General features: G+C 69.2%; 26 protein-coding genes. 7 read left to right on the top strand and 19 right to left on the bottom strand.

Going from position 1 to position 24,896, the window contains the following annotated elements; genetic code table 11:
• Positions 1–16: 16 nt before the first annotated feature.
• The 4 genes from OU415_RS21535 to OU415_RS21520 form a co-directional block, all read right to left on the bottom strand.
• Positions 17–1,531, bottom strand: a complete 1,515-nt coding sequence (locus OU415_RS21535) for an aldehyde dehydrogenase family protein (protein WP_270950729.1) — start codon at positions 1,529–1,531, stop codon at positions 17–19.
• A 72-nt stretch (positions 1,532–1,603) separates the two neighbouring features.
• Positions 1,604–2,590 carry a hypothetical protein gene (locus tag OU415_RS21530; protein WP_270950728.1) on the bottom strand — a complete coding sequence of 329 codons (987 nt, stop codon included), beginning with the start codon at positions 2,588–2,590 and terminating at the stop codon, positions 1,604–1,606.
• Positions 2,591–2,909: 319 nt separating this feature from the next.
• Positions 2,910–3,161, bottom strand: a complete 252-nt coding sequence (locus tag OU415_RS21525; protein WP_270950727.1) for a hypothetical protein — start codon at positions 3,159–3,161, stop codon at positions 2,910–2,912.
• A 16-nt stretch (positions 3,162–3,177) separates the two neighbouring features.
• Positions 3,178–4,860, bottom strand: a complete 1,683-nt coding sequence (locus OU415_RS21520) for a sodium:solute symporter family protein (protein ID WP_270950742.1) — start codon at positions 4,858–4,860, stop codon at positions 3,178–3,180.
• A 252-nt stretch (positions 4,861–5,112) separates the two neighbouring features.
• Between OU415_RS21520 and OU415_RS21515 the strand changes: the two genes are divergently transcribed.
• Positions 5,113–5,298, top strand: coding sequence for a hypothetical protein (locus tag OU415_RS21515; RefSeq protein WP_270950726.1), 186 nt, complete (start codon positions 5,113–5,115; stop codon positions 5,296–5,298).
• Positions 5,299–5,300: 2 nt separating this feature from the next.
• Here OU415_RS21515 and OU415_RS21510 read toward each other — a convergent pair whose 3' ends face one another.
• Positions 5,301–5,852, bottom strand: a complete 552-nt coding sequence (locus OU415_RS21510) for a TetR/AcrR family transcriptional regulator (RefSeq protein WP_333778380.1) — start codon at positions 5,850–5,852, stop codon at positions 5,301–5,303.
• A 105-nt stretch (positions 5,853–5,957) separates the two neighbouring features.
• Between OU415_RS21510 and OU415_RS21505 the strand changes: the two genes are divergently transcribed.
• A complete protein-coding gene (locus tag OU415_RS21505; protein WP_270950725.1) occupies positions 5,958–6,740 on the top strand; it encodes an oxidoreductase in 783 nt (260 codons plus the stop codon).
• 59 nt (positions 6,741–6,799) lie between these two features.
• On the opposite strand, the gene nucS is transcribed toward OU415_RS21505, so the two are convergent.
• Entirely contained in the window at positions 6,800–7,459 is a 660-nt protein-coding gene (gene nucS, locus OU415_RS21500) for an endonuclease NucS (protein ID WP_270950724.1), read from the bottom strand.
• A gap of 111 nt (positions 7,460–7,570) precedes the next feature.
• Here nucS and OU415_RS21495 point away from each other — a divergent pair, with 111 nt between their 5' ends.
• Entirely contained in the window at positions 7,571–8,971 is a 1,401-nt protein-coding gene (locus OU415_RS21495) for an amino acid permease (protein WP_408641884.1), read from the top strand.
• Between the two features lie 50 nt (positions 8,972–9,021).
• Here the strand turns inward: OU415_RS21495 and OU415_RS21490 are convergent, their stop codons facing one another.
• The gene (locus tag OU415_RS21490; RefSeq protein WP_270950723.1) at positions 9,022–10,632 is read right to left on the bottom strand and encodes a glycoside hydrolase family 13 protein; all 1,611 of its coding nucleotides are present in this window, start codon (positions 10,630–10,632) and stop codon (positions 9,022–9,024) included.
• Positions 10,633–11,295: 663 nt separating this feature from the next.
• Between OU415_RS21490 and OU415_RS21485 the strand changes: the two genes are divergently transcribed.
• Together OU415_RS21485 and OU415_RS21480 are read left to right on the top strand one after the other, a co-directional pair.
• The gene (locus tag OU415_RS21485) at positions 11,296–12,660 is read left to right on the top strand and encodes an HNH endonuclease signature motif containing protein (protein ID WP_270950722.1); all 1,365 of its coding nucleotides are present in this window, start codon (positions 11,296–11,298) and stop codon (positions 12,658–12,660) included.
• A 46-nt stretch (positions 12,661–12,706) separates the two neighbouring features.
• Positions 12,707–13,246 (top strand): NUDIX domain-containing protein, encoded by a 540-nt coding sequence (locus tag OU415_RS21480; RefSeq protein WP_270950721.1) that lies wholly within the window; start codon positions 12,707–12,709, stop codon positions 13,244–13,246.
• Between the two features lie 10 nt (positions 13,247–13,256).
• On the opposite strand, the gene murA is transcribed toward OU415_RS21480, so the two are convergent.
• Positions 13,257–14,513 (bottom strand): UDP-N-acetylglucosamine 1-carboxyvinyltransferase, encoded by a 1,257-nt coding sequence (murA, locus tag OU415_RS21475; protein ID WP_270950720.1) that lies wholly within the window; start codon positions 14,511–14,513, stop codon positions 13,257–13,259.
• 102 nt (positions 14,514–14,615) lie between these two features.
• Here murA and OU415_RS21470 point away from each other — a divergent pair, with 102 nt between their 5' ends.
• On the top strand, positions 14,616–15,188 hold the full coding sequence (locus tag OU415_RS21470) for a cob(I)yrinic acid a,c-diamide adenosyltransferase (RefSeq protein WP_270950719.1): 573 nt from the start codon (positions 14,616–14,618) through the stop codon (positions 15,186–15,188).
• Here the strand turns inward: OU415_RS21470 and OU415_RS21465 are convergent, their stop codons facing one another.
• Together OU415_RS21465 and OU415_RS21460 are read right to left on the bottom strand one after the other, a co-directional pair.
• The gene (locus OU415_RS21465; protein ID WP_270950718.1) at positions 15,189–15,659 is read right to left on the bottom strand and encodes a GNAT family N-acetyltransferase; all 471 of its coding nucleotides are present in this window, start codon (positions 15,657–15,659) and stop codon (positions 15,189–15,191) included.
• A gap of 28 nt (positions 15,660–15,687) precedes the next feature.
• A complete protein-coding gene (locus OU415_RS21460) occupies positions 15,688–16,164 on the bottom strand; it encodes a GNAT family N-acetyltransferase (protein WP_270950717.1) in 477 nt (158 codons plus the stop codon).
• A 71-nt stretch (positions 16,165–16,235) separates the two neighbouring features.
• On the opposite strand from OU415_RS21460, the gene OU415_RS21455 reads away from it, so the two are divergent.
• Positions 16,236–17,138: a LysR family transcriptional regulator gene (locus tag OU415_RS21455; RefSeq protein ID WP_270950716.1), complete on the top strand. Its 903-nt coding sequence runs from the start codon at positions 16,236–16,238 to the stop codon at positions 17,136–17,138.
• A gap of 51 nt (positions 17,139–17,189) precedes the next feature.
• Here OU415_RS21455 and OU415_RS21450 read toward each other — a convergent pair whose 3' ends face one another.
• The 9 genes from OU415_RS21450 to atpB all read right to left on the bottom strand — a co-directional run bounded on the left by OU415_RS21450 (position 17,190) and on the right by atpB (position 24,823).
• Positions 17,190–17,627: a DUF2550 domain-containing protein gene (locus tag OU415_RS21450; protein WP_270950715.1), complete on the bottom strand. Its 438-nt coding sequence runs from the start codon at positions 17,625–17,627 to the stop codon at positions 17,190–17,192.
• Between the two features lie 12 nt (positions 17,628–17,639).
• Positions 17,640–18,005 carry a F0F1 ATP synthase subunit epsilon gene (locus tag OU415_RS21445; protein ID WP_270950714.1) on the bottom strand — a complete coding sequence of 122 codons (366 nt, stop codon included), beginning with the start codon at positions 18,003–18,005 and terminating at the stop codon, positions 17,640–17,642.
• A gap of 160 nt (positions 18,006–18,165) precedes the next feature.
• Positions 18,166–19,596, bottom strand: coding sequence for a F0F1 ATP synthase subunit beta (atpD, locus tag OU415_RS21440; RefSeq protein WP_270950713.1), 1,431 nt, complete (start codon positions 19,594–19,596; stop codon positions 18,166–18,168).
• Between the two features lies 1 nt (position 19,597).
• A complete protein-coding gene (locus OU415_RS21435) occupies positions 19,598–20,527 on the bottom strand; it encodes a F0F1 ATP synthase subunit gamma (protein WP_270950712.1) in 930 nt (309 codons plus the stop codon).
• Between the two features lie 4 nt (positions 20,528–20,531).
• Positions 20,532–22,178 carry a F0F1 ATP synthase subunit alpha gene (gene atpA / locus OU415_RS21430; protein WP_270950711.1) on the bottom strand — a complete coding sequence of 549 codons (1,647 nt, stop codon included), beginning with the start codon at positions 22,176–22,178 and terminating at the stop codon, positions 20,532–20,534.
• A 71-nt stretch (positions 22,179–22,249) separates the two neighbouring features.
• Entirely contained in the window at positions 22,250–23,080 is an 831-nt protein-coding gene (locus OU415_RS21425) for a F0F1 ATP synthase subunit delta (protein WP_270950710.1), read from the bottom strand.
• 21 nt (positions 23,081–23,101) lie between these two features.
• Positions 23,102–23,659 carry a F0F1 ATP synthase subunit B gene (locus tag OU415_RS21420; RefSeq protein ID WP_270950709.1) on the bottom strand — a complete coding sequence of 186 codons (558 nt, stop codon included), beginning with the start codon at positions 23,657–23,659 and terminating at the stop codon, positions 23,102–23,104.
• A gap of 32 nt (positions 23,660–23,691) precedes the next feature.
• The gene (locus OU415_RS21415; RefSeq protein WP_150067739.1) at positions 23,692–23,949 is read right to left on the bottom strand and encodes an ATP synthase subunit c family protein; all 258 of its coding nucleotides are present in this window, start codon (positions 23,947–23,949) and stop codon (positions 23,692–23,694) included.
• 94 nt (positions 23,950–24,043) lie between these two features.
• Complete coding sequence (gene atpB, locus OU415_RS21410) at positions 24,044–24,823, bottom strand: F0F1 ATP synthase subunit A (protein WP_270950708.1); 780 nt, start codon at positions 24,821–24,823, stop codon at positions 24,044–24,046.
• Positions 24,824–24,896: the final 73 nt, after the last annotated feature.

Here is a 24,896-nt window from a genome sequence, read left to right as displayed (position 1 = left end):
GGAAACGGCGAGTCGATCAGCGCCCGCGGACCAACTTGATCAGCCGCACCATGCGCCGGATGGTGCCCTTCGACCGACCGAAGTTCATCGGGTTCAGCGGGATCTTGTACCGGAGGCGGGTGACCGACTGCGGGCGGGTGAACTCGCGCAAGCCGTCGGCGCCGTGGATCCGGCCGAACCCGGAGTCGCCGACCCCGCCGAACGGCAGCGAGGGCACGCCGGCGAAGGCGACGACGGAGTTCACCGCGACCATGCCGCTGCGCAGCCGCCGCGCCAGCTCCGCTCCCCTGGCGCGGGAGAACACCGTCGCGCCCAGGCCGTAGCGGGTGCTGTTGGTGCGGGTCACGGCCTCGTCGACGTCGCGAACGCGCTCCACGACGATGGTCGGCCCGAAGGTCTCCTCGGTGGCGGCGAGGGCGTCGTCCGGCACGTCGGTGAGCACCACCGGCTCCACGAACGGCGGCCGCACCGAGTGCTCGCCGCCGACCAGCGCCCGGCCGCCGCGCTCCAGCGCGTCGTCGATGTGCCTGCGGATGATGTCCACCTGCGAAGGCATCGTGATGGGCCCGAAGTTGGCGCCCGGCTCACCGCCCGGCCGCAGCTTCGCGGCGCGTTCGGTGATCATGTCCACGAAGCGGTCGGCGACCGCGTCCACCACGAAAACCCGCTCCACGCCGATGCAGGTCTGGCCGGCGTTGGACATCGCGCCCCACACCGCGGCGTCCGCGGCCGCGGCCAGGTCCGCGTCGGCGTCCACGATCAGCGCGTCCTTGCCGCCGCACTCGACCAGCACCGGGACCAGGTTCTCGGCGCAGGACGCCATCACGCGCTTGCCGGTGGCGGTGGAACCGGTGAAGGCGACCTTGTCCACCCCGGACGCGCACAACGCCGCGCCGGTCTCGCCGAACCCCGTCACCAGCCGGAACACCGGGTGCTCCGGTACCGCCTCGGCGAAGCTGTCGGCCAGCCACTGCCCGACGCCGGGGGTGAGCTCGCTGGGCTTGAACACCACCGCGTTGCCCGCGGACAGCGCGTAGGCGATGGAGCCCATCGGCGTGAACGCCGGGTAGTTCCACGGGCCGATCACGCCGATCACGCCGAACGGCAGGTACTCGACGGTGGCGGTCTGGTTGACCATCAGCACGCCGGAGGAGACCTTTCGGCGTTTCAGCACCTTCTCGGCGTTGCTCGCCGCCCAGTGCAGGTGGTCGATCACCAGGACCAGTTCGAGCCGGGCGTCGTCGAGCGGTTTGCCGGTCTCCGCGCAGATCACCCCGGCCAGCTCGTCCACCCGCTTGGCCAGCAGCTTTCGCCACTTGTCGAGGTGCTGCTTGCGGCCGGAGAAACCGAGTTCGGCCCAGGCCTCCTGCGCCTCGCGGGCCGCCGCGACGCCGGCATCGACCTCGGCCGCGGAATGGATCGGATGGCGCCCCACGACCTCGCCGGTGCGGGGGTCGATCGATTCGAACGTCGGGGACTCCGCGCTGGTCGCGGGCGGAATCTCGACGTCGCCTCGGGCGGTCTGGGTCATGGCCGGCCTCCCACCTTTACGTCGGTCGTTGTCATCGTGCAGCCTACGGAATCAAGAGGCCGACCGGGACCGTCAAGCCCGGGGCAACTTCGACCGCACCTGTCGGGCCAGATCTCCAGCACTGGTGCAGGGATCCAGCGGAACGCTCTCCGAGTTCGAGATCTCCACGTGCACGAACTCGCTGTCAGCAGCGGCCTTGCGGTGCTCCCACTCGATGGCGCAGCTCGGCGGATCGAGGTAGACCTCCACCGCGGTCGGGGCGCCCAGGTCCAGCGGCGGGGGCGGCGGCGCGCCCGGCGGCACGCCGGTCTCCTGCATGCTGCCGAGCTGGAAGCTCACCACCGCCACGACGCCGTTCTCGCCGAACCACTTGCACTCGTACAGCCCGCGGCCGCCGCTGCTGTCCGGGTTGGCGCCCGCCATGGCGCGGCGGAGCACCTCGGGGTCGGTGATCTCGCAGGGGTCGAAACCGGCCAGACCGCCCGAAGTCCGCGCGTTCACCTGCGGCTTGTTCCGCACCACGTCGATCACGTCGGTCAGCAGCTGCACCGCCGGTGAGCAGGCGTCGCCCTGCTCGCTGGAGAGCTGGATCCCCACGCCGCGGGCGGTTTCGAACATCTTCAGGTCGGCACCGGCGTAGGCCGCGCTGACGAAGCAGGTCCCGGTGCCGTTCTCGCTCATCTCCGCGGGCAGCCCGGCGATCTGGTGCTTGCTCGGCTCCTGCACCGCGTAGTCGAAGTACAGCGTCGCGCCGAAGTCCTTGCCGTTGTGGTCCTTCATGTAGTTCGAGCAGGTCCCGAACCCGTCCGGGCTGAACTCGGGCGCGGGCGTGCCGTACTTCTCCAGGCCGGCGGCCCGCAGGGTCTCGCACACGTCGATCCCGCGCAGCCGCTCCGGCGCGAACGCCGGGTCCAGCATCTCCCCCGGCTTGTCCGCCCGGAGCTCGGGCACCTCGACGGTTCGCCGCTCGGAAACGGTCGGCTCGACCCCGGGGGCGGCGCAGCCGGCCACGGCCAGCGCGCTGAGCAGGGCGACGATCAGGTGCACGGGACGGAACACGTCGCTCACATTAGCGATCGACCCGCGGCTCCGAGACGGGAACCGGTCGTTCTGCTGCAACGACGACGGCGCCCGCACCGTGGAGTGCGGACGCCGTCGTCGTGGTGCGGGCTCTCAGAACCCGTCTTTGGCTTTGAAACGCCGGAGGCGTTTAGCCCACCCCCGCAGCTCGCACCGCCGCGGGTTCTCAGACGTCGCCTGGCGAGGACAGCCCGTTCGCCGTGTATCGGACATACATAAGAACGGGATCCCGCAGCCAGGCGGCGTCTGAGGTTCCGCCACCCGCACCGCCACGCAAAACGAGTGCGTCAGACAGGTTTTACTGCTCGCCGACTTCGTCCGGGACCCGGATCGGGCGCAGGCGCGCCCAGGCGATGAAGACCGCGGCGAAGACGAGCATGCCGATGCCCGCCCAGAGGTTGATGTTCACGCCCGCCGACTTGTCGATCTCGGACTGCGGCTGCACGACGCCGACGACGGTGATCACCACGCCGTAGATGGCGAACAGCAGCGCGATGACGGTGCGGATGTCGAAGGCACCCGCGGAATGGCCGGAACCCTGTCCTGGCATGGGAAGACCTCCTCGGTCAGGCGAAGATGATGTTGAGGGCGATGACCAGGACCAGCGCGATACCGGCCAGCAGACCCGGACGGCGGTACCAGCCGGCGTCCTCGCCGCTGGTCGCCGCCTGGCGGCTCGACCGCGGCGTCAGCGAGTACACCAGCCCGGCCAGCTCGGTCTCCGGCTTCGGCTTGGTCACCAACGACACCACGACGCTGACGATGATGTCGACCACGAACGCCACGCCGGCGCCCACGAAGCTCGCGCCCTGGCCCGGCAGGTCCAGCACCCCGGTCTCGGACATCGCGAACACCACCACCGCGGACACCGTGCCCAGCACCAGACCGGCCCAACCGGCGTGCGGGGTCATCCGCTTCCAGAACATGCCGAGGATGAACGTGGCGAACAGCGGCGCGTTGAAGAACGAGAACAGCTGCTGCAAGTAGTCCATCAGGTTCGAGTAGCCGGAGGCGATGAACGCGGTGCCCACCGCCGCCAGCGTCGCGCCGACGGTCACCCAGCGGCCCATGTTCAGGTAGTAGCTGTCCGGCCGGTCCCGCACGATGTAGGTCTGCCAGATGTCGTAGGTGAACACCGTGTTGAACGACGACAGGTTCGCCGCCATGCCCGCCATGAACGACGCCAGCAAACCGGCCAGCGCGATGCCCAGGATTCCGTTGGGCAGCAGATCCCGCATCAACAACAAGATCGCGTCGTTGTAGCTCAGCGATCCGCCTTCCGGTCCACCGGCGGCCTTGTACTCGCTCATCTCCGGGATCACCACCGCGGCGATCATGCCCGGAATGATCACGATGAACGGGATGAACATCTTCGGGAACGCACCGATGATCGGCGTGCGCTGGGCGGCCGACATGCTCTTCGAGGCCATCGCGCGCTGCACCTCGACGAAGTTCGTCGTCCAATACCCGAACGAGAGCACGAATCCCAGACCGAACACCAGCCCGATCACGCTCCACACCGGGTTGGAGAAGCCGGTCAGCTCGGTGCCCGGCCAGGCCGAGAGCTGCTCCGCACCGCCCGGACCAGCGGTGACCTTGTCGATCAGGCCCTGCACGCCACCGACCTTGATCAGGCCCACGATCGTCAGCGGCAGCAGCGCCGCCACGATCACGAAGAACTGCAGGACCTCGTTGTAGATCGCCGCCGACAAACCGCCGAGCGCCGTGTACGACAGCACGATCGCCGCCGCGATCAACACCGAAACCCACAACGGCCAACCCAGCAGCGCATTCACGATGCTGGCCAACAGGAACAGGTTCACGCCGGCGATCAGAACCTGCGCGACCGCGAAAGAAATACCATTCACCAAATGCGCGGCACGACCAAAACGCCGCAACATGAACTCGGGAACACTGCGCACCTTCGAGCCGTAGTAGAACGGCATCATCACCACGCCCAAGAAGAGCATGGCGGGCACCGCGCCGACCCAGAAATAATGCATCGTCGGCATTCCGTATTGAGCACCATTGGCCGACATGCCGATGATCTCAATAGCGCCCAGGTTCGCCGAGATGAACGCCAACCCGGTCACCCACGCCGGCAGCGCCCGGCCCGACAGGAAGAAGTCCAGGCTCGTCGACACCGCCCGCCGAGCCAAATACCCGATACCCAGCACGAACGCGAAGTACAACGCCAACAGCACGTAGTCGACGGGATTCGCATCCAGCAACCGCCCCTGGGCTAGCAGCACCGCTACCCCACCTCCAGACCCAACAAAGTCCAACGACAACCACCACTCGGCAACCGCAGCCGGACAGTACCGCACAGTGCAGCAGCTCACACCGACCCGATATCAATTCGTTGGATCCGCAACTGAATCGATCATCGGCGCCGAGAGGCGGGGCCAAGCGAGTGATATGCGAAGCGCAACCCACCTGCGACGGATTGTGACCGGTACCGTCACATCAGGTACACGCGCAGCGGTCCAGGGGGAGGAGCCGTGAACGCCCGAATCGACTTGGCCATCATCGCCGGACTCGCCGAGGCCCCGATCGACTCCGCCGGAAAGGCCGGCACCGGACAAGACCGGTCGACCGCATTCCTGCGACATCTCGCCGACCTCATCGCGCCGTGGCCGGCGCTGCACTTGAACACCTGCCGCACGGGCGAGCCCGACGGCACCTGAGCTCAGACCCCGACGCCTTTCAGCAGCGTGTCGACCACCCGCGCCGCCAGCTCGTCGACGTCGCCGCCGTCCCAGCCGGCTTCGGCGGCCTCGTGGATCAGCGCGTAGTAGACCCGCCGAGCCCACTCCCGGTCCACGTCCGCGCGCAGCACACCTGAATCCGCAGCGCGGCCGAACAGGTCGATGCAGGACTGCCGCACCTCTTCGTGGATGCGCTCGACCTCGCCACCTGCGGTCCGGCTCATCGCGAAACCCCAGTCGACCTTCACCCGCAGCACGTTGGCGGTGACCTGGTGCAGCGCGACCAGCGGCGGAGCAGTGTCCGGGCGGGCCGTCGCGACGGCGTCGCGGAACTGCTCGGCCGCCCAGACGGCCATCGCCTCCACCAGCGACTCCCGGCTGGCGAACCGGCGGTGCACCGTGGTGCGCGCGACCCCCGCGGCCTCGGCGATCTGCGCCATGGACGCTCCCGGATCTGCGCGCAGCACGCGCTCAGCGGCCTCCAGGATCACCTGAACCGTCCGCTCCGAGTCCGCCCGCATCGCTCGCGTCACCCGGCGAACACTACAGCACTGTCCCAGCTGAACTATTAGTTGCAACATCTATGTTGCATCTCTATAGTTTGTCGCGTCACTCTCGACGCAACAGAGGAGGCAGGCGTGGACCTGCAGCTTTCCGGCAAGACCGCCCTCGTGACCGGCGCCAGCCGCGGCATCGGCCTGGCCATCGCATCCGCGCTCACCGCCGAAGGCATGCGCGTGGTCGCAGCGGCGCGCACGATCTCGCCGGAACTGGCGGCGACGGGCGCCATCGGAATCCCCGCCGACCTGTCCGAGCCCGACGCGCCGAAGCACCTGGTCGACCGGGCGATCGCCGAGGCAGGACCGCTAGACCTTCTGGTCAACAACGTCGGAGGCGGCGACGGCGGCCTGGTCGCCGGATTCGCCGAGCTCACCGACGAGCAGTGGCAGCAGACCTTCGAGCTGAACTTCTTCAGCGCGGTGCGCACCACCCGCGCAGCACTGCCGAGCCTGCTCGACCGCAAGGGCGCCATCGTCAACATCTCGTCGGTCGGCGCCCGGCTGCCGCACTCCGGACCGATGCCCTACACCACCGCCAAGGCAGCGCTGACCGCGTTCAGCAAAGCCCTGTCCACCGAAGTCGGACCGCAGGGCGTGCGGGTCAACACCATCTCCCCCGGCCCGGTGCGCACCTCGATGTGGGAGGGCGCCGACGGGCACGGCGCACAGCTCGCGGACGCGCTCGGCATCCCGCTGGCCGACCTGCTCGCCCAGCTCCCGGCGGAAGCGGGCATGACCACCGGACGCCTGGTCGAACCGACCGAAGTCGCGGCGCTGGTCGCCTTCCTCGCTTCCCCGCACGCGGCGAGCACCGCAGGCGCCGACCACCTCGTCGACGGCGGCGCGATCAAGACCGCCTGACGCGAGAAGGGGCGCCTCCCAGCACCGATGCCCGGGAAGCGCCCCTTCTCAGCAGAAGATCAGAACAGCCGGTACTCGTCCGGCTCGATGCCGCGCAGCTTCTCGTAGTCGAGCACCACGCAGCGGATGCCCCGGTCTTCCGCCAACGTGCGGGCCTGCGGCTTGATCTGCTGCGCCGCGAAGATGCCGGTCACCGGGGACAGTAGCGGGTCGCGGTTGAGCAGCTCCAAGTAGCGGGTCAGCTGCTCGACGCCGTCGATCTCGCCGCGCCGCTTGATCTCCACCGCCACGCTCGCGCCGTTGGCGTCCCGGCACATCAGGTCCACCGGGCCGATCGCGGTCGGGTACTCGCGGCGCACCAGCGACCACCCCTCGCCCAGCGTCGTCACGTGCTCGGCCAGCAGCTCCTGCAGGTGCGCTTCGACGCCGTCCTTGACCAGGCCCGGCTCGACGCCCAGCTCGTGCTTGGAGTCGTGCAGCACCTCTTCGACGGTGATCACCAGCTTCTCGCCGGCCTTGTTCTGCACCGTCCACACGCCCGGATCCTCGATCAGCCAGCACGGCGGGCTCATCCAGTTCAACGGCTTGTAGGCCCGGTCGTCCGAGTGCACCGACACCGAACCGTCGGACTTCACCAGCAGCAAGCGCTGCGCCATGGGCAGATGCGCGGTGAGTCGGCCGATGTAGTCCACCTGGCAGCGGGCAATGACGAGTCGCACCCGGCACAGCGTACGGGCGCCGATCGAGAAGCCGAGCACCCCCGTGTCCACCGGCGGGTCGAGCCAGGTCGGACCTCGATGTTCCCGCTGGGCGAGATAACGTTACCGCTCGTGTCATTCGCCCGAACCCTGATGCGCGTCAAACCCGCTGAGCAACTCGCCGACGAGGGCTCGCACACCCAGCTGCGCCGCACCCTCGGCCTGGTCCCCCTGGTGGCGCTCTCGGTCGGCGCGACGCTCGGAACCGGGATCTTCGTGGTGCTGGCCGAAGCCGCCCCGGCCGCCGGACCCGCGGTGGTCGTGTCCTTCGTGCTGGCCGGCCTGGCCGCGCTGTGCTCCGCCCTGGCCTACGCCGAACTCGCCGGCAGCGTCCCGGTGTCCGGTTCCGCCTACTCCTACACCTACGCCACGCTCGGCGAACTCGTCGCCTGGATCTGCGGCTGGTGCCTGCTGCTGGAGTACGGCGTGTCCGTCGCAGCGGTCGCCGTCGGCTGGGGCGGCTACCTGAACGAGTTCCTGCAGGGCACCGTCGGTGTCACCATCCCGGACGTGCTGTCCGCACCACCCGGCGAAGGCGGCGTGGTCAACATCCCGGCCGCGCTGATCGTGCTGCTGGCCACGTCCGTGCTGCTGCGCGGCGTGCGGGAAAGCGCGCGGGTCACCACCATCACCACCCTGCTCAAGATCGCGGTCCTGGTGTTCTTCGTCGCGGTGGCCATCACCGCGTTCAACTCGGACAACATGGCGCCGTTCGCCCCGTACGGCTTCGCCGGCATCTCGGTGGGCGCCTCGGCCGTCTTCTTCTCCTTCATCGGCTTCGACGCGGCCTCCACCGCAGGTGAGGAAGCCCGCAACCCGAAGCGGGACCTGCCGCGCGCGATCATCCTGTCGCTGGCCATCGTCACCGCGATCTACGTGCTGGTCGCCTTCGCCGCGGTGGGCGCGGTCGGCGTCGACGCGCTGGCCGACTCCAACGCCTCGCTGGCCACCGCGCTGCGCATCGTGACCGGGCAGGGCTGGGCCTCGGTGGTGCTCGCGTTCGGCGCGGTGGTCGCCATCGCCTCGGTGGTCCTGACCGTGCTGTACGGCCAGACCCGGATCCTGGTCTCGATGTCCCGGGACGGCCTGATGCCGGGCATGCTGTCGCAGGTCAACAGGCGCGCGGTGCCGGCCCGCAACACCCTCCTGGTCGGCGTCGTGGTGGCGCTGCTGGCCGCGGTCGTGCCGCTCAACCAGCTCGCCGAGGCGACCAGCATCGGCACCCTGGTCGCGTTCAGCCTGGTCAACATCGGCGTCCTGGTCCTGCGCCGGACCCGGCCGGAGTTGCCGCGCAGCTTCCGGACGCCGCTGATGCCGTGGATCCCGCTGCTGGGCCTGGCGCTGTGCGTGTACCTGATCTTCGGCCTGGACACCGTCACCTGGCTGACCTTCGCGGTGTGGACGGCGATCGGACTGGCGGTGTACTTCGGGTACGGGCGCCGGAAGTCCAAGCTGAACGGCGCGAGCAGCTGAGAACCGCGCACGGGGACCTTCTGACCTGAATGGTCGGGAGGTCCCCGTTCTCATTCGCGGCGCAGCCAGACGGCGGTGTCGGCGGGGAGGCCGTCCTCGAGCGGGGAGCTGGCCAGCAGGACCGAACCGGCGGGGAGCGGTGCGGTGGTGCTGCCGGTGTTCACCAGGACCAGGACCTCGCCGCGCCGGAAGGCCAGGACGTCGCCGACGTTCCGGTCGTCGTCCCAGCTGAACGACTCATTACCGCTGAACTCCCGGCGCAGCCGCAGAGCTGAGCGGTAGAGCTCCAACATCGAGTCGGGGTCTCCTCGTTGCGCCTCGACCGAGTAGTCGCCCCAGTCGCGGGGTTGCGGCAGCCACGGCCGGGGGCCGCCGAAACCGAACGACGGTCCGCCCCTGGTCCAAGGCAGCGGGACCCGGCAGCCGTCGCGGCCCTTGTCCTTGCCGCTGCGCTTCGGATCCCCCAGCACCTGCGCTGGCAGGTCGGCGACTTCCGGCAGGCCCAGCTCCTCGCCCTGGTACAGGTAGGCGGATCCGGGCAACGCCAGCACGAGCATGATCGCCGCCCTCGCCCGGCGGGTGCCGAGCTCCAGGTCGGCGGGCGGGTCGGTGCCGTTCGTCGTCAGCCACACGCGCGGGTCGACGCCACGAGGCAGGCCGAGCACCGACACCTGGCGCACCACGTCGTGGTTGTTCAGAGCCCACGTCGCCGTCCGGCCCACCGAACGCGCTGCCGCGATCGACTCCGCCACCACCCGGCGGTAGTCCGCGGCCCGCCAGCGCACCCGCAGGAACTCGAAGTTGAACGCCTGCTGGAGCTCGCCCGGGCGGATGTAGCGGACCCGGCGATCGCCCCGGACCCACGCCTCGGCCACGCCGATCAGCGGCGGATCGAACTCGTGGAAGATCCGGTTCCACTCGCGGTAGATCTCGTGGACCTCCGGCCGGTCCAGGAACGGGTGGTCCGGGTTGGCCGCGAAATCGTCGAGCCCCTCGCAGCCCTCGCCGCCCACCACGTCCCGGAGGGGTTCTCGCAGGTCCTTGACCAGGGCTGCGGCCACGTCGATGCGGAATCCGTCCACGCCCCGATCGCCCCAGAAGCGGAGGATGCCGGCGAACTCCTCGCGGACTCGCGGGTCGCGCCAGTTCAGGTCCGGTTGTTCCGGGGCGAACAGGTGCAGGTACCACTGCCCGTCGGAGGTCCGGGTCCAGGCCGAACCGCCGAAGCGGGACTCCCAGTTGCTCGGCGGACGGTCCGGGGCCCTGCCGTCCTTGAAGACGTAGCGATCGCGCTCCGGGGAACCCGGGGTGGCGGCCAGTGCTCGGCGGAACCACTCGTGCTGGTCCGAGGTGTGGTTCGGGACCACGTCGAGGAGGACGCGGAGGCCTCTGGCGTGGGCTTCGGCGAGCATCCGGTCGAAGTCGGCGAGCGTGCCGAGGGCTGGATCCACTTTGCGGTGGTCGGTGATGTCGTAGCCCGCGTCCGTCCACGGGGACCGGTAGCAGGGGGTCAGCCAGAGGGCGTCCACGCCGAGGTCGGTGAGGTGGTCCAGTTTGGACGTCAGGCCGGGGAGGTCGCCGATTCCGTCTCCGCTGGCGTCGGCGAAGCTGCGCGGGAGGACCTGGTAGACGACCGCGTTTCGCCACCAGGGGGTTGGCACTGGGGTCTCCTCCTCGGGTTTCTCGTTCGGCCTGGGTTGGGGTTTTCGGGTTTGTTCCTTGCGTTTCGGGATTGGTCGTGGTTGGGGCTGGTGGATGTTCCGCCGTGCTGGGCCATCCCCGCTTGGTCGGATTTTTGGGGCCGCGGTCCGGATGTCAAGCCCGGCCTGACGGCCGCCCCTTCGGGGTTTCAGGCTTGACATCCGGCCCGCAGCCCCCAGTTTGGCTTTGGGTCGCGGGGATGGCTCGTTGTGGGATTGCTGCGCTTCGCTCGCGGGGGCTGACCGTGGGGGGCGGGTGGGGCGTGGGTGGTTTCGCCGTGCGAGCGGGCGTGGTGCGGCTCGGCTGAACGATGCGGGGGGATGGCTGGGGTTGGCTCGGGTTCTCGATCGCGGCTGAACGCGTTTTTGGGGATACGCGTCGGTTGCAGCGGAACGTGCGGGGGGTGTCGTTGTCGCGCGGACGTCATCTCCGAGCTTGAAGAGCGGTCTTCGGAAGCTGATCTCCGGGACTGGAGCGTTCGTCGACCTAGCGGCAGGCCTAGATCAAACGCGGGTCGTTTACCCCTGTCCTGTAACGGTTTTCGCGTTTGCATGCGAGTTTTCACCTGATCAAGCGATCGTAAATCGCATGCGAACGATTGTTCGATTCGGGATCATTGAGGCATGACACCGTTGATGAGCGTTTCCGACGCCGCCGAGGGCGCCGAGGCCGGTGCGCGGTCGGCTCCGGTGTCCTGGACTGATGCCGACGTCGTCGCCCGGATCCAGGAGCTGGAGGAGTCCATGCGGGCGGCCATGTTCGAGCAGCTCCGGCTGATCGCCGAGGCCGAATGTCGCGGGCTGTTCGGGGAGCACGGGGCGCGGTCGATGCCTGCTTGGTTGCAGGGCCTGCTCAACATCGACTACCGCGATGCCAGGGGGCGCGTCGCCGTTGCGCACAACGTCGAGGACCGCGCGACGCTCCACGGCGAGCCCGTCGCCGCCGATCTCCCCGCCACCGCAGCCGCCATGGCCGAAGGTGCGATCGGCCTGGAGCACGCACGCGTGATCGTCGCCGGGATCAAGAAGCTCCCTGAGCACGCGCGGTGCCACAGGCTGGCCGAGGTCGATTCGATGCTGGCCGGATGGGCGCGGCAGATGCCGCCGCGGGAGCTGGCGATCATCGCCGAGCGGCTCCGCTACCTGCTGGACCAGGACGGGGCCTACCGCGACGAGGAGAACCAGCACGAAGCGCGGGAACTGCACTACACCACCGCGCGCGACGGCATGATGGTCATCAAAGCGCGCCTCGACCGCGAGACCGGGGCGAAGTTCGCCGCCCTGGTCGAGCCGCTGGCCGCGCCCCGACCGGAGCTCGACGGCGAGAAGGACCCCCGCACCGCCGGTCAGCGCAACGCCGATGCGCTCGGCGCGATCCTGGACCTGGCCGCGGGTTCCGACGAGATGCCGCGAGCGGGTGGCCAGCGCCCGCACCTGACCGTCACCGTCGACTTCGACGAGCTCAAGCGCGGCCTCGACCGGGGCGACGAAGACGGCATGCCCGGGACCCTGGACGCCACCGATCGGTCGATCACCGCCGAGAACATCCGCCGCATCGCCTGCGACTGCGAGGTGCTGCCGATGGTCCTCGACAGCGACGGGATCCCCCTCGACATGGGCCGGACCAAGCGCACCGCGCCCGCCCACATCCGTGCCGCGCTGCTCCAGCGCGACGGCGTTTGCGCCTTCCCCGGCTGCGATCGACCGCCCGGGGCACCCGACGCGCACCACATCGTGTCCTGGATCGACGGCGGGCCCACCGACCTGTCGAACCTGGTCATGCTCTGCGGACACCACCACCGCACGGTGCACGGCCAGCGGTGGGAGATCGCCGTGCACGACGGGCGCCCCACCTTCACCCCACCATCCACAGTGGACCCGTCACGAACACCGCGACCAGGCGGCCGGGCGACACCGGCCCAGCACCGCGCGCTCATCGAACGGCACCTGCCGAGACCGCGCGGACCCGCGCACGCGCTTGCCGGCTGAGCAGGCGCGTCGACCCCGCGCGCCTGCCTTCCGGCACCATGGCGGCATGGAGCAGACGAGCAGCCGCGAGGTGTACGCGAATCCGTGGATGTCGGTGCGCGAAGACGGGGTGCGCCGGGACGACGGCTCCGAAGGGATCTACGGGGTCGTCGACAAACCCCACTACGCGCTGGTGATCCCGCTCGACGGGGACCGGCTCCACCTCGTCGAGCAGTACCGCTACCCGCTGGGCCTGCGCCGCTGGGAATTCCCGCAAGGCACCGCACCCGACCGGATCGACATCGACACCGCCGAACTCGCCGCCCGCGAACTCCGCGAGGAAACCGGCCTGCGAGCGGCGAACATGGTCGACCTCGGCACCCTGGACGTCGCACCGGGCATGTCCAGCCAACGCGGACGCGTGTACCTCGCGACCGGCCTGACCACCGGCGCGCACGAACGGGAACACGAGGAACAGGACATGCGCACCGCGTGGTTCAACCGCACCGAATTCGAGAAGATGATCGCCGCGGAGGAGATCACCGACGCGCAGTCGATCGCGGCCTACACCCTGCTCCTGCTGCACGAACGCCGGAACCCGGCGTGACCGCGCGAGATCAGTCGGTCACGCGCTCGATGTCCGCGCCCAGGCTGCGCAGGTTCTCCACGAAGTTCGGGTAACCGCGGTCGATGTGGAAAACGTCCCACACCTCGGTCACGCCGTCCGCGCACAGACCCGCCAGCACCAGGCCCACACCGGCGCGGATGTCCGTCGCCCACACCGGGGCGCTGGAAAGCCGGTCCAGCCCGCGCACGACCGCGTGGTGGCCGTCGGTGCGCCCGTCGGCGCCCATCCGCACGAGCTCCTCGATGAACCGGAACCGGGACTCGAACAGGTTCTCGGTGATCATCGACGTGCCGTCGGCCACCGCGGACAGCGCCAGCGCCATCGGCTGCAGGTCGGTCGGGAAGCCCGGGTAGGGCAGGGTGACGAAGTCCACCGCGTGCGGGCGGCCGTGCATCACCACGCGGAAGCTCTCCTCGCCGGTGGTCACCTCCGCACCAGCGCTGCGCAGCTTCTCCAGCACCAGGTTCACGTAGCCGGGGTCCACCCCGCGCACCGTGATGTCACCGCGGGTCGCCGCAGCGGCGAAAGCCCAGGTCGCACCGACGATCCGGTCGCCGATCACGCGGTGCTCGACCGCCTTGAGCGCGGTCACGCCGTGCACCGTCAGCGTGGACGTGCCGGCACCCTCGATCTTGGCGCCCATCTGCTGCAGCATCACGCACAGGTCGATGATCTCCGGCTCGCGGGCCGCGTTGTCGATCACCGTGGTGCCCTCGGCCAGCACCGCGGCCATCAGGATGTTCTCCGTCGCGCCCACGCTCGGGAAGTCCAGCCAGATCTGGGCGCCGCGCAGGTTCTCCGCCTCGGCGACCACCGCGCCGTGCTCGATGTGGCTGGTCGCGCCCAGCTGCCGCAAACCGTTCTGGTGCATGTCCAGCGGCCGGGACCCGATCGCGTCGCCGCCCGGCAGCGTCACGACCGCGCGGCGGCAGCGGGCCACCAGCGGTCCGAGCACGCACACCGAGGCGCGCAGCTTGCCCATCGACGGCGAAACCGCCTCGTGGCTGATCTCCGCGGGCGTCGTGATGTTCACCGTGCCGCCGTCGATCGACACGTCGCAGCCGAGGCTGCGCAGCACGTCGGCCATCAGCGGAACGTCGAGGATCTCCGGGCAGTTGACGATCGTCGTCGTGCCCTCCGCCAACAGCGCGGCCGCCATCAGCTTCAACACGCTGTTCTTCGCACCGACCACGTCGACCTCGCCGACGAGACGCGCTCCGCCGTGTACCCGGAAGTGCTCACTCACGAGCATCGAGGTTACGGCCCGCCCACCACCGCCATCGGGGCGGGTGCGCCGGGAGGCCGACAAACCGGGAACCTCCCCGGCCCGCCCGCCTAGGCTGTCGGCATGGCTGTCCACCTCACGAAGATCTACACGCGGGCCGGGGATTCCGGCACGACCCGGCTGTCGGACAACTCCAAGGTGCACAAGACCGATCCGCGGCTGGTCGCCTACGCCGACGTGGACGAGACCAACTCGGTGCTCGGCGTGGCACTGGCCACCGCTGACCTCGGCGAAGACGTCGTCGCGGTGCTGCGCGCGGTGCAGAACGACCTGTTCGACGTGGGCGCGGACCTGTCCACCCCGATCGCGGAGAACCCGAAGTACCCGCCGCTGCGCATCACCCAGAACTACGTCGACCGGCTCGAGGGCTGGTGCGACGAGTTCAACGAGCGGCTCGGCAAGCTGGACTCGTTCATCCTGCCCGGCGGCACTCCGGGCGGGGCGCTGCTGCACCAGGCGCGCTGCGTGGCCCGTCGGGCCGAGCGCTCTGCGTGGGCGCTGCAGGAAGCCGACGAGGAGCGCACCTCACCGCTGCCGGCGAAGTACCTGAACCGGCTGTCGGACCTGCTGTTCATCCTGGCGCGCGTGGCCAACCCGGACGGCGACGTGCTCTGGAAGCCGGGCGGGAACGCCTAGCTACAGCTCCTTGGCGTAGCAGCGGCTCAGCGGATCGTCCCGGTACGCGCCGAACTTCTCGATCTCCGCGTAGCCGGCGGAGGTGTAGAGGCCGATCGCCTCCGGCTGGCGCTCACCGGTCTCCAGCACCATGCGCTTGCGGCCGGCCTTCGCGGCGGTGTGCTCCAGCTCGGCGAGCAGCTGCCGCGACAGGCCGCTGCCACGCGCCTCGGCCACGATGAACAGCCGCTTCATCTCGGCATCGCCGTCCTGGAGTCCCGGCTCATCGCCCTCGCGGGCGCGCCACCCGCCCGAACCGACCGGGCGGCCGTCCGAGTAGCCGAGCAGGAACAGCCCCTGCGGTGGCCGGAACTCGGCCGGATCGACCGCGGTGACGTCCTCCTCGCCGTAGCGGTCGACGTACTCCTGTTGCAGGACCTCGATCAGCTGCTGGGAGTCCGGGTGGTCGTAGTCGACGATCTCGATGCGCACCCCGGGAGAGTAGTTCGACGCCTTCGGATCACCCCAGCGCTTTTTCGTACCAGTGCCGCGCGTACTCGTTGTCGTTGTAGGCCGGGATCTCCCGGTATCCCGCCGAGTCGTAGAGGGCTCGTGCCTCGCGCAGCTCCGCCGCGGTGTCCAACCGGACCCGGTCGCAGCCGAGCTGCCGGGCCTGCTCCTCCAGCTCGGCGAGCAGCGCCCGCCCGGCACCTCTCCCCCGCAGCTCCGGCGAGATCCACATGCGCCTGATCTCCCCGACGCCGTCCGGCTCGGTGCGCACCGCGCCGCAGCCGAGGACCCGCCCGTCGACGCGCACCACCAGGAACGCCCCCGCGGGCGGGACGAAGTCGCTCTTGGCCGGTGGGGCGGCGCGGGAGGTGTCGAACCCGCTCGGGAAGCGCCGGTCCAGCTCGGCGACGTACTCGCCGAGCGCCTGCTGCGCGTCCGGGCTGTCGATGGGTTCGAGTTCGATCGTGAAACTGGCCTGCTTGGTCACGCCCCCAGTCTTTCCCCGACCGCCCGTTCACATCCAGTTATCGATTCTTGGGGCGCGTAAAGTGAACCTTCATGCTCGACCCGTCCCGGCTCCTCGTCCTGCTGGCGCTGCGCGAACACGGCAGCGTGACCCGCGCCGCCGAACAGCTCGGCCGCACCCCACCGGCGGTGTCCCAGCAGCTGATCCGCCTGGAGGACGAGGTCGGCGCCCAACTGGTCGAGCGACTCCCCCACGGCGTCCGCCTGACCCCGCTGGGCTCCCGCATGGCCGAACGCGCGGAACGCATCGCCGCCGCGCTGCACGACGCCACCAGCGACGCCCAGCGCTTCCGCGACGAGCACCGCAACCGGCTCCGCCTCGGCGCCTTCCCCACCGCGGGGCTCGCACTGCTCCCCGAGGCGCTGGCCGCGATGCGCCACCGCCACCCCGACGCCGAGCTGTCCGTCGTCGACCTCGGCCCGGCCAACGGCATCGAGCGGGTCGCGGAGCACCGCCTGGACCTCGCACTGGTCGGCGAGTACACCGAGCCGCTGGAGGCGCAACCAGGCGTCCGCCTCGTGCACCTGCTGGACGACCCGGTCCACGCGGTGCTCCCCACCGACCATCCGCGCGCCGGGAACACCTCGCCGCAGCTCGTGGACTTCCGCGACGACACCTGGGCCAGCGCGCCGATGGACCTCCCGAACCGCCAGCAGCTCGAAACCGCCGCGCGCGCCGAGGGCTTCGCTCCGCGGGTCGCGTTCGAGTTCGAGTCCTACGCCGTCGCCGAGGCCGTGGTGTCAGCCGGCGTGGCCGTCTCGTTCATCCCGCGCCTGGCCATCGCAGGCGCTCCGGGCACCACCCACCGGCCGCTCGCGTCCGGGCTGCACCGGCGCATCCACGCCGCCGTGCCGACCAGCACCAGGCACGCACCGCTGACCGAGGTGTTCCTCCAACTGCTCCACGACATCAGCCACGACTTGAGCAGGGCGTGAAAAAGCGGGGCCCGGAAAGCGGACCCCGCTGAAAAGCTCTTCGACCGGCGCTCAGGACGCCCACGGCACCGAATGGCCGGGCGGCGCCGACTCGAGCCAGGACAGGAAACCGGTCAGCGCATCGCGCCCCATCGCCAGCTCCAGATCCGGACCGGTCAGGTCCAGCACGGTCGAACCGGCGGGCATCGCGTACGCCTCCGCCGTCGTCGGCTCGCGCCGCTGGGCGATCTCCACGTTGCGGCGGTTGATCACCCAGTTCGGCCCCGACCGCAGGCTCAGCACGCGGTACCAGGCGAACTCCTCGCCCCGGTAGTGCGCCACACCCAGGTGCCAGCCCCGACCCGCGCCGTCCTTGCTGATACGCAGCGCCACGTCGATGCCCCCGGCGCGCAGTTCCCGGAGCCGCCGCCAGGCGAGCCCGGCAACGACCAGGGCTGCCACCAGCAGCAGCCCTAACGCCACCACGAACCACACGACCGGGGAGCCCATGCCAGGCCCGGATCAGGCCGCGTGACCGGCTGCTCGCAATCGGCTCGCAGCCCGTGCTCGGGCCTGCTCGTCCTCGCTCTTGGCGTCCTGGCGGGCCTGCGCGACGTCGATCTCGTCGGCCAGCTCCGCGGACTCGGCCAGCACGCTCACACCGTTCGCGGTGACCGACAGGAACCCGCCGTGGACCGCAGCGGTCACGGTCTCCTTGTCGGCAGTGGTGATGCGCACCACACCGCCCTCGATCAGCTCACCGAGCAGCGGCTCGTGCCCCGGCAGGACACCGATCTCTCCCTCGGTGGTCTGCGCGACAACAGCGGTCGCTTCCCCGGACCACAGGCGGCGCTCGACGGCGACCAGTTGGACGGACATGTTGGCCACGCGCGTCTCCTTTGTCGGGTGTTTGCCCGCAGTCTATCCGGTGCCACCAGGGCGATCGTGACTGGCCGGGCGGGAAGGCTTGCTTGCGGCAACGGGGTCGAGGCCCGTCGGACCTCGACCCCGTTGCCGGTTCGTGCGGACCCCTAGCGGGGTCGTGCGCTCACTTCTCGGTGAGCTTCTTGTAAGCCGCTTCGAGGTCGTCCAGACCACCGATGGACAGGAAGGCCTGCTCCGGGTAGTGGTCGAAGTCGCCCTTGCACAGCTTGTCGAACGCCTCGATGGTCTCCTTCAGCGGAACGAAGGAGCCCTCCTGGCCGGTGAACTGCTTGGCCACGAAGAAGTTCTGCGACAGGTAGCGCTCGATGCGACGCGCCCGCTGCACCGTCACCTTGTCCTCTTCGGACAGCTCGTCCATACCGAGGATGGCGATGATGTCCTGCAGTTCCTTGTACTTCTGCAGGATCCGCTTGACCTCCTGCGCCACCCGGTAGTGCTCCTCGCCGACGATCGCCGGGTCGAGGATGGTGGAGGTGGAGGCCAGCGGGTCCACCGCCGGGTAGATGCCCTTCTGCGAGATCGCACGGGAGAGCTCCGTGGTCGCGTCCAGGTGGGCGAAGGTGGTGGCCGGCGCCGGGTCGGTGTAGTCGTCCGCCGGCACGTAGATCGCCTGCATCGAGGTGATCGAACGGCCCCGGGTCGAGGTGATGCGCTCCTGCAGCTCACCCATCTCGTCGGCCAGCGTCGGCTGGTAACCCACCGCGGACGGCATGCGGCCCAGCAGGGTCGACACCTCCTGGCCCGCCTGGGTGAACCGGAAGATGTTGTCGATGAACAGCAGCACGTCCTGGTTCTGCACGTCGCGGAAGTACTCCGCCATCGTCAGAGCGGACAGCGCCACCCGCATGCGGGTGCCCGGCGGCTCGTCCATCTGACCGAACACCAGCGCGGTGTCGGCCAGCACGCCCGACTCGTCCATCTCGACCCAGAGGTCGTTGCCCTCGCGGGTTCGCTCACCGACACCGGCGAACACCGAGGTACCACCGAAGTTCTTGGCGACTCGGCGGATCATCTCCTGGATGAGCACCGTCTTGCCCACACCGGCGCCACCGAACAGACCGATCTTGCCACCCTGCACGTACGGGGTGAGCAGGTCGATCACCTTGATGCCGGTCTCCAGCATCTCGGTCTTGCCCTCGAGCTGGTCGAAGCTCGGCGCCTTGCGGTGGATCGTCCACTTCTCGGCGTCGGCCGCGTAGCCCGGCTCGTCCAGGCAGTGGCCCAGCGCGTTGAACACGTGGCCCTTGACCACGTCACCGACCGGCACCGAGATGCCCGCGCCGGAGTCGGTCACGGTCACGCCGCGGACCAGGCCCTGGGTCGGCTGCATCGAGATCGTCCGCACGACGCTGTCGCCCAGGTGCTGGGCGACCTCGAGCGTCAGCGTCTTGGCCATGCCCTCGGCGGTGATGTCCACCGTGAGGGCGTTGAGCAGGTCCGGCACCTGGTCGCGCGGGAACTCGACGTCCACGACCGGGCCGAGCACCCGGACGACGCGGCCGGTGCCAGTGCTGGTGGCAGTAGCAGCAGTCATGTCACTCACTTCCTGCGGACGAGAGCGCCTCGACACCGCCGACGATCTCGCTGATTTCCTGGGTGATCTGGGCCTGGCGGGCCTGGTTGGCTTCGCGGCTGAGGTTGCGGATCAACTCGTCCGCGTTGTCCGTCGCCGACTTCATCGCCGTCCGCCGGGCCGCGTGCTCCGCGGCCGCCGAGTCCAGCAGACCCGCGTACAGCCGGGTCTTGATGTACTTCGGCAGCAGCGCGGCGAACAACGTCTCGGCGTCCGGCTCGAACTCGTAAGCGGACTTGAGCGTCTTTTGCACCGGCTCGTCGGAGTACTCGACCTCGAGCGGAGCGATCCGCCGGACCGCCGGCCGCTGGGTGAGCATCGAGACGAACTCGGTGTGCACCAGGTGCAGCTCATCCACGCCCAGCTTACCGTCCGGACCACCGTCGTCGAGGTAGTCGTCAGCACCCGCCAGGAAGGCCTTGACCAGCGTCTCGCCGATCTCGGCCGCGTCGGAGTACTCGGGGCGGTCGCTGAACCCGGTCCAGCTCGCCTCGATCTTGCGCTGCCGGAACCGGTAGTACGACTCGCCCTTGCGGCCGATGACGTACAGCACCGGGTCCTTGCCCTGCTCGCGCAGCAGGGACTGCAGCTCTTCGGCCGCCTTGATCACGTTGGCGTTGTAGCCACCGCAGAAACCCCGGTCGCTGGTCACGACCAGCACGCCGGCGCGCTTCGGGTTCGAGCGCTCGGTCAGCAGCGGGTGGTCCAACGTGCTCACGTCGGCCAGCGCGGACAGGACGTTGGTGATCTCCGTGGCGTAAGGCCGCGAAGCCTCCACCCTGGCCTGCGCCTTCATGATGCGCGAGGTAGCGATCAGCTCCTGCGCCTTGGTGATCTTCCGGGTCGACTTGATCGACCGGATGCGGTTCCGGAGTTCCCGAAGTTGAGCCATTACGTCACTTCTTCGGTGCGGGTCGGTTGACCTTCACGGTCTCCTGGCCCACCTCGTCCGCGGCCAGCGCCTCGGCGTCCGGCTCGCTCGGCGCCACGGAGGCGCCGTCCGAGGCGGTGAACTGCTTCTTGAAGTCCTCGACCGCGTCCACGATCGACTTCTCGCCGTCCGCGGACAGCTTGCCGGTCTCGACGATGTCCTTGAGCGTCGTCTCGTGGGTCCGGCGCATGTGCGCCAGGAACTCGGTCTCGAAGCGGCGCACGTCGGCGACCGGCACCGAGTCCAGGTGGCCCTTGGTGGAGATGAAGAGGGAGACGACCTCTTCCTCGACCGGGAGCGGCTCGCCCTGGCCCTGCTTCAGGACCTCCATCAGGCGGGCACCGCGGTCCAGCTGCGCCTTCGACGCGGCGTCCAGGTCGGAGGCGAAGGCCGAGAAGGCCTCCAGCTCGCGGTACTGGGCCAGGTCGAGCCGGAGCGAACCGGTGACGCCCTTCATCGCCTTGATCTGCGCCGAACCACCAACGCGCGACACCGAGATACCGACGTCGATGGCGGGGCGCTGACCGGCGTTGAACAGGTCGGACTGCAGGAAGCACTGACCGTCGGTGATCGAGATGACGTTGGTCGGGATGTAGGCCGACACGTCGTTCGCCTTGGTCTCGATGATCGGCAGACCCGTCATCGAACCGGCGCCCATCTCGTCCGACAGCTTCGCGCAGCGCTCGAGCAGGCGCGAGTGCAGGTAGAAGACGTCACCCGGGTAGGCCTCGCGGCCCGGCGGACGACGCAGCAGCAGCGAGATCGCGCGGTACGCCTCGGCCTGCTTGGTCAGGTCGTCGAAGATGATCAGGACGTGCTTGCCCTGGTACATCCAGTGCTGACCGATGGCCGAACCGGCGTACGGCGCCAGCCACTTCAGACCCGGCGAGTCGGAGGCCGGGGCGGCGACGATGGTGGTGTAGTCCATCGCACCGGCGTCCTCGAGGGACCGCTTCACGCCGGCGATCGTGGAGCCCTTCTGGCCGATCGCGACGTAGATGCAGCGGACCTGCTTGTCCGGGTCGCCGGTGGCCCAGGCCTTCTTCTGGTTGATGATCGTGTCGACCGCGACCGTGGTCTTGCCGGTCTTGCGGTCACCGATGATCAGCTGGCGCTGGCCGCGACCGATGGGGGTCATCGAGTCGATGGCCTTGATGCCGGTCTGCATCGGCTCGTGCACGCCCTTGCGCTGCACGACCGTCGCCGCCTGCAGCTCCAGCGGGCGCTGCTCCTCGGCCTCGATCTCGCCGAGTCCGTCGATCGGGTCACCCAGCGGGTTGACCACGCGGCCCAGGAAGCCGTCGCCGACCGGGATCGAGAGGACCTTGCCGGTCCGCTTGACCTCCTGGCCCTCCTCGATCTTCTCGGACTCGCCCAGGATGACCGCACCGATTTCCTGGGCTTCCAGGTTCATCGCGACACCGTAGATGCCGCCGGGGAACTCCAGCAGTTCCTCGGTCATCACCGAAGGCAGGCCCTCGACATGGGCGATGCCGTCACCAGTATCGGTGACGACCCCGACCTCCTCGCGGCTGACCTCCGGGGAGTAGCTGGAGACGTACTTCTCGATCGCACTGCGGATCTCGTCCGACGAGATCGTCAGCTCCGCCATGTCTCGTTCCTGCCCTCGGTTCGTTCTTGGAAGGGAGTGGGTGTTCGACGCGTGGTCGCCACGAGCCTCAGCTAGTTGGCGAGGTCGCGTCGAAGGGACTGCAGGCGTCCCGTGATGCTGCCGTCGATGACCTCGTCGCCGACCTGGATCAGCAGCCCGCCCTCGACCCCGGGATCAACCTCGAGGTGCAGGGCGATCGGGCGTGCGTAGATCCGCTGCAGGGTGCGCGCCAGCCGCTGCTGCTGCTCCTCGCTGAGCGGGATCGCAGAGCGGACGTGGGCCACCGAGCGTTCGCGGCGCTTCGCCGACAGCTCGGCCAGCTCTTCCAGACCCTCGCTGACCCGACGGCCGCGCGGCCGGGCCACCAGCTGGCGGACCAGGTTCAAGGTGACCGGTTCGACCTTGCCCGCGACGAGCTGGTCGACGACCGCGTCCTTGCCCGCGGGGTCCCCGGTCGGGGCCGACAGCAACCGCTCCAGGTCGACCTGCGAGCCGACGATGCGGCCCAGCCGGAACAGCTCGTCCTCGACGGCGTCGAGGCGACCGGCGCGCTCGGCCTGCACCAGCAGTGCGGTGCGGGCCAACCGCTCCAGACCGTCGACCAGGTCGTTCGCCCCGGACCAGCGGGACCGGACGGCTTCGACGACAACCGGCAGCGACCGCGCGCCGAGCTTGTCCGCCAGCAGCCCGCGGGCCAGGTCTTCCCTGGACCGCGGGTCGATGGAGGCGTCGGCGAGCGCCCGCCGCAGCGTGGACTCCCCGCCCAGCAGAGCGGCCACGCCGAACAGCTCGTCGGCGAGCCCGGTGATCTCCGCGGCCGAGGCCCCGTCAGTGGCCTGCAGCAGCTGCAGCTCGGTGGCTGCCAGTGCCTCGCGGCTCGCGGCGTTCACGAGGGTGCTCAACTCTCAGCGCCTTTCACTCGGTTAGGCCTTGGAAGATTCAGCCGGGGCCGAGGTGGCCTCCAGCTCGTCCAGGAACCGGTCGACGGTGCCCCGCCGACGGGCCTCGTCCTCCAGGGACTCGCCGACGACCCGGCCGGCCAGCTCGACCGCCTGGCGGCCGAGGTCCGACCGCAGCTCGGCGACGATCTGCGCCCGCTGGTGCGCCAGCGCGGTCTGGCCCTGGTTGACGATCCGCTCGGACTCGGCCTGAGCCTGGGCGCGCATCTCTTCCAGGATCTGCTGGCCTTCAGCACGGGCGTCGTCGCGGATCCGGGCCGCTTCTGCGCGAGCCTCAGCCAGCTGAGCCTTGTACTGCTCCAGCGTCCGCTGGGCCTCGGCCTGCGCGGCCTCGGCCTTGGCGATACCGCCCTCGATCCGTTCGCTGCGCTCCGCGTAGACCTTCTCGAAGCGCGGAACCGCGAACTTCCAGAGCACGAACAGCAGCAGCAAGAACGCGATCAGACCGACCACGATCTCCGCCGGCTCGGGGATGATCGGGTTGTGCTCGCCTTCCGCGGCCAGCAGCATCTGCGTCTTCACCACAACGTCTCCCAACGCGTTGAGCCGTTAACTCAGGCAGCGGAAGCGATGAAGTAAACGACCAGACCGATCAGCGCCAGCACCTCGACCAGAACGAAGGAGATCCAGGCGATGCCCTGCAGCTGGCCCTGGGCCTCCGGCTGGCGGGCGGTGCCGTTGATGACCGCGGCCCAGATCAGGCCGACGCCGACACCCGGGCCGATAGCGCCCAGGCCGTAGCCGATGGCGGCCAGACCGGGGTTGATGGAGCCCGCGGCCTCAGCTGCCTGCGCGAGAACGATGTTGCTCACTGTCACTACCTTTCACTCGGTCCGCTTCTCGGCGCGGATCGACAGGTCCTTTTATCGGAACGAAGTCTTTTGGTCAGTGGCCTTCGGACACTCGTCAGTGGCCTTCGGACAGCGCTGCGCCGATGAAGCTCGCGGTCAGCAACGCGAAGATGTACGCCTGCAGCACCTGGATCAGGGCCTCGACGAAGGTCAGCGCGATCGCGAAGGCGAAACCGACGATCGAGATCGGCTTGAACATGGCGCTGGCCTCGGTCAGCAGGTACTCACCTCCGAGGGTGAACACCAGCAGGATCAGGTGGCCGGCGAACATCGCGGCGAACACTCGGATCGCCAGAGCAGCGGGCTGCGCGATGAACTTCTGGAAGAGCTCGATCGGCGACAGCAGCACGTAGATCGGCTTCGGCACCCCGGGCGGGAACATGATGTGCTTGAAGTAGCCCAGGAACCCGTGCCGGGCGAAGCCGACACCGTGCATCACCAGGTACACCATGAGCGCCAGCGCGATCGGGAAACCGATGCGGGACATGGTGGGGAACTGGATGATCGGGATGATGCCGAAGATGTTGTTCACCAGGACGAAGGTGAACAGCGTGAAGATCAGCGGCACGAACGGGCGGAAGTCCTTGGCCCCGATGTGTTCCCGCGCGATCTTGTTGCGGCTGAACTCGTAGATGAACTCCGCGACGAACTGCCCCTTGCCCGGAACCAGCTTCAGCTTCCGGGTGGCGATCACGAAGTAGGCGCCCACGATGATCGCCGAGAGCACGACGAGGAGCATCGGCTTGGTGACTCCGCCGAAGATCGGCGGAAGGACAAAGCTATCGGCACCCGGCGGTGTGAAAGTTCCGCCCTCAGCCAGCATCAGCGCGCCCAACTGGGCTCCTTCCGGTTCTCCCAGCGGAACTTCACTCCACCGGGGGAATCGTCACGTTTTGCACTTAACGTAC

The organism is Saccharopolyspora oryzae, from assembly GCF_027853915.1.
GTDB lineage: Bacteria > Actinomycetota > Actinomycetes > Mycobacteriales > Pseudonocardiaceae > Saccharopolyspora > Saccharopolyspora oryzae.
This window is presented reverse-complemented; position numbering and strand designations above follow the sequence as displayed.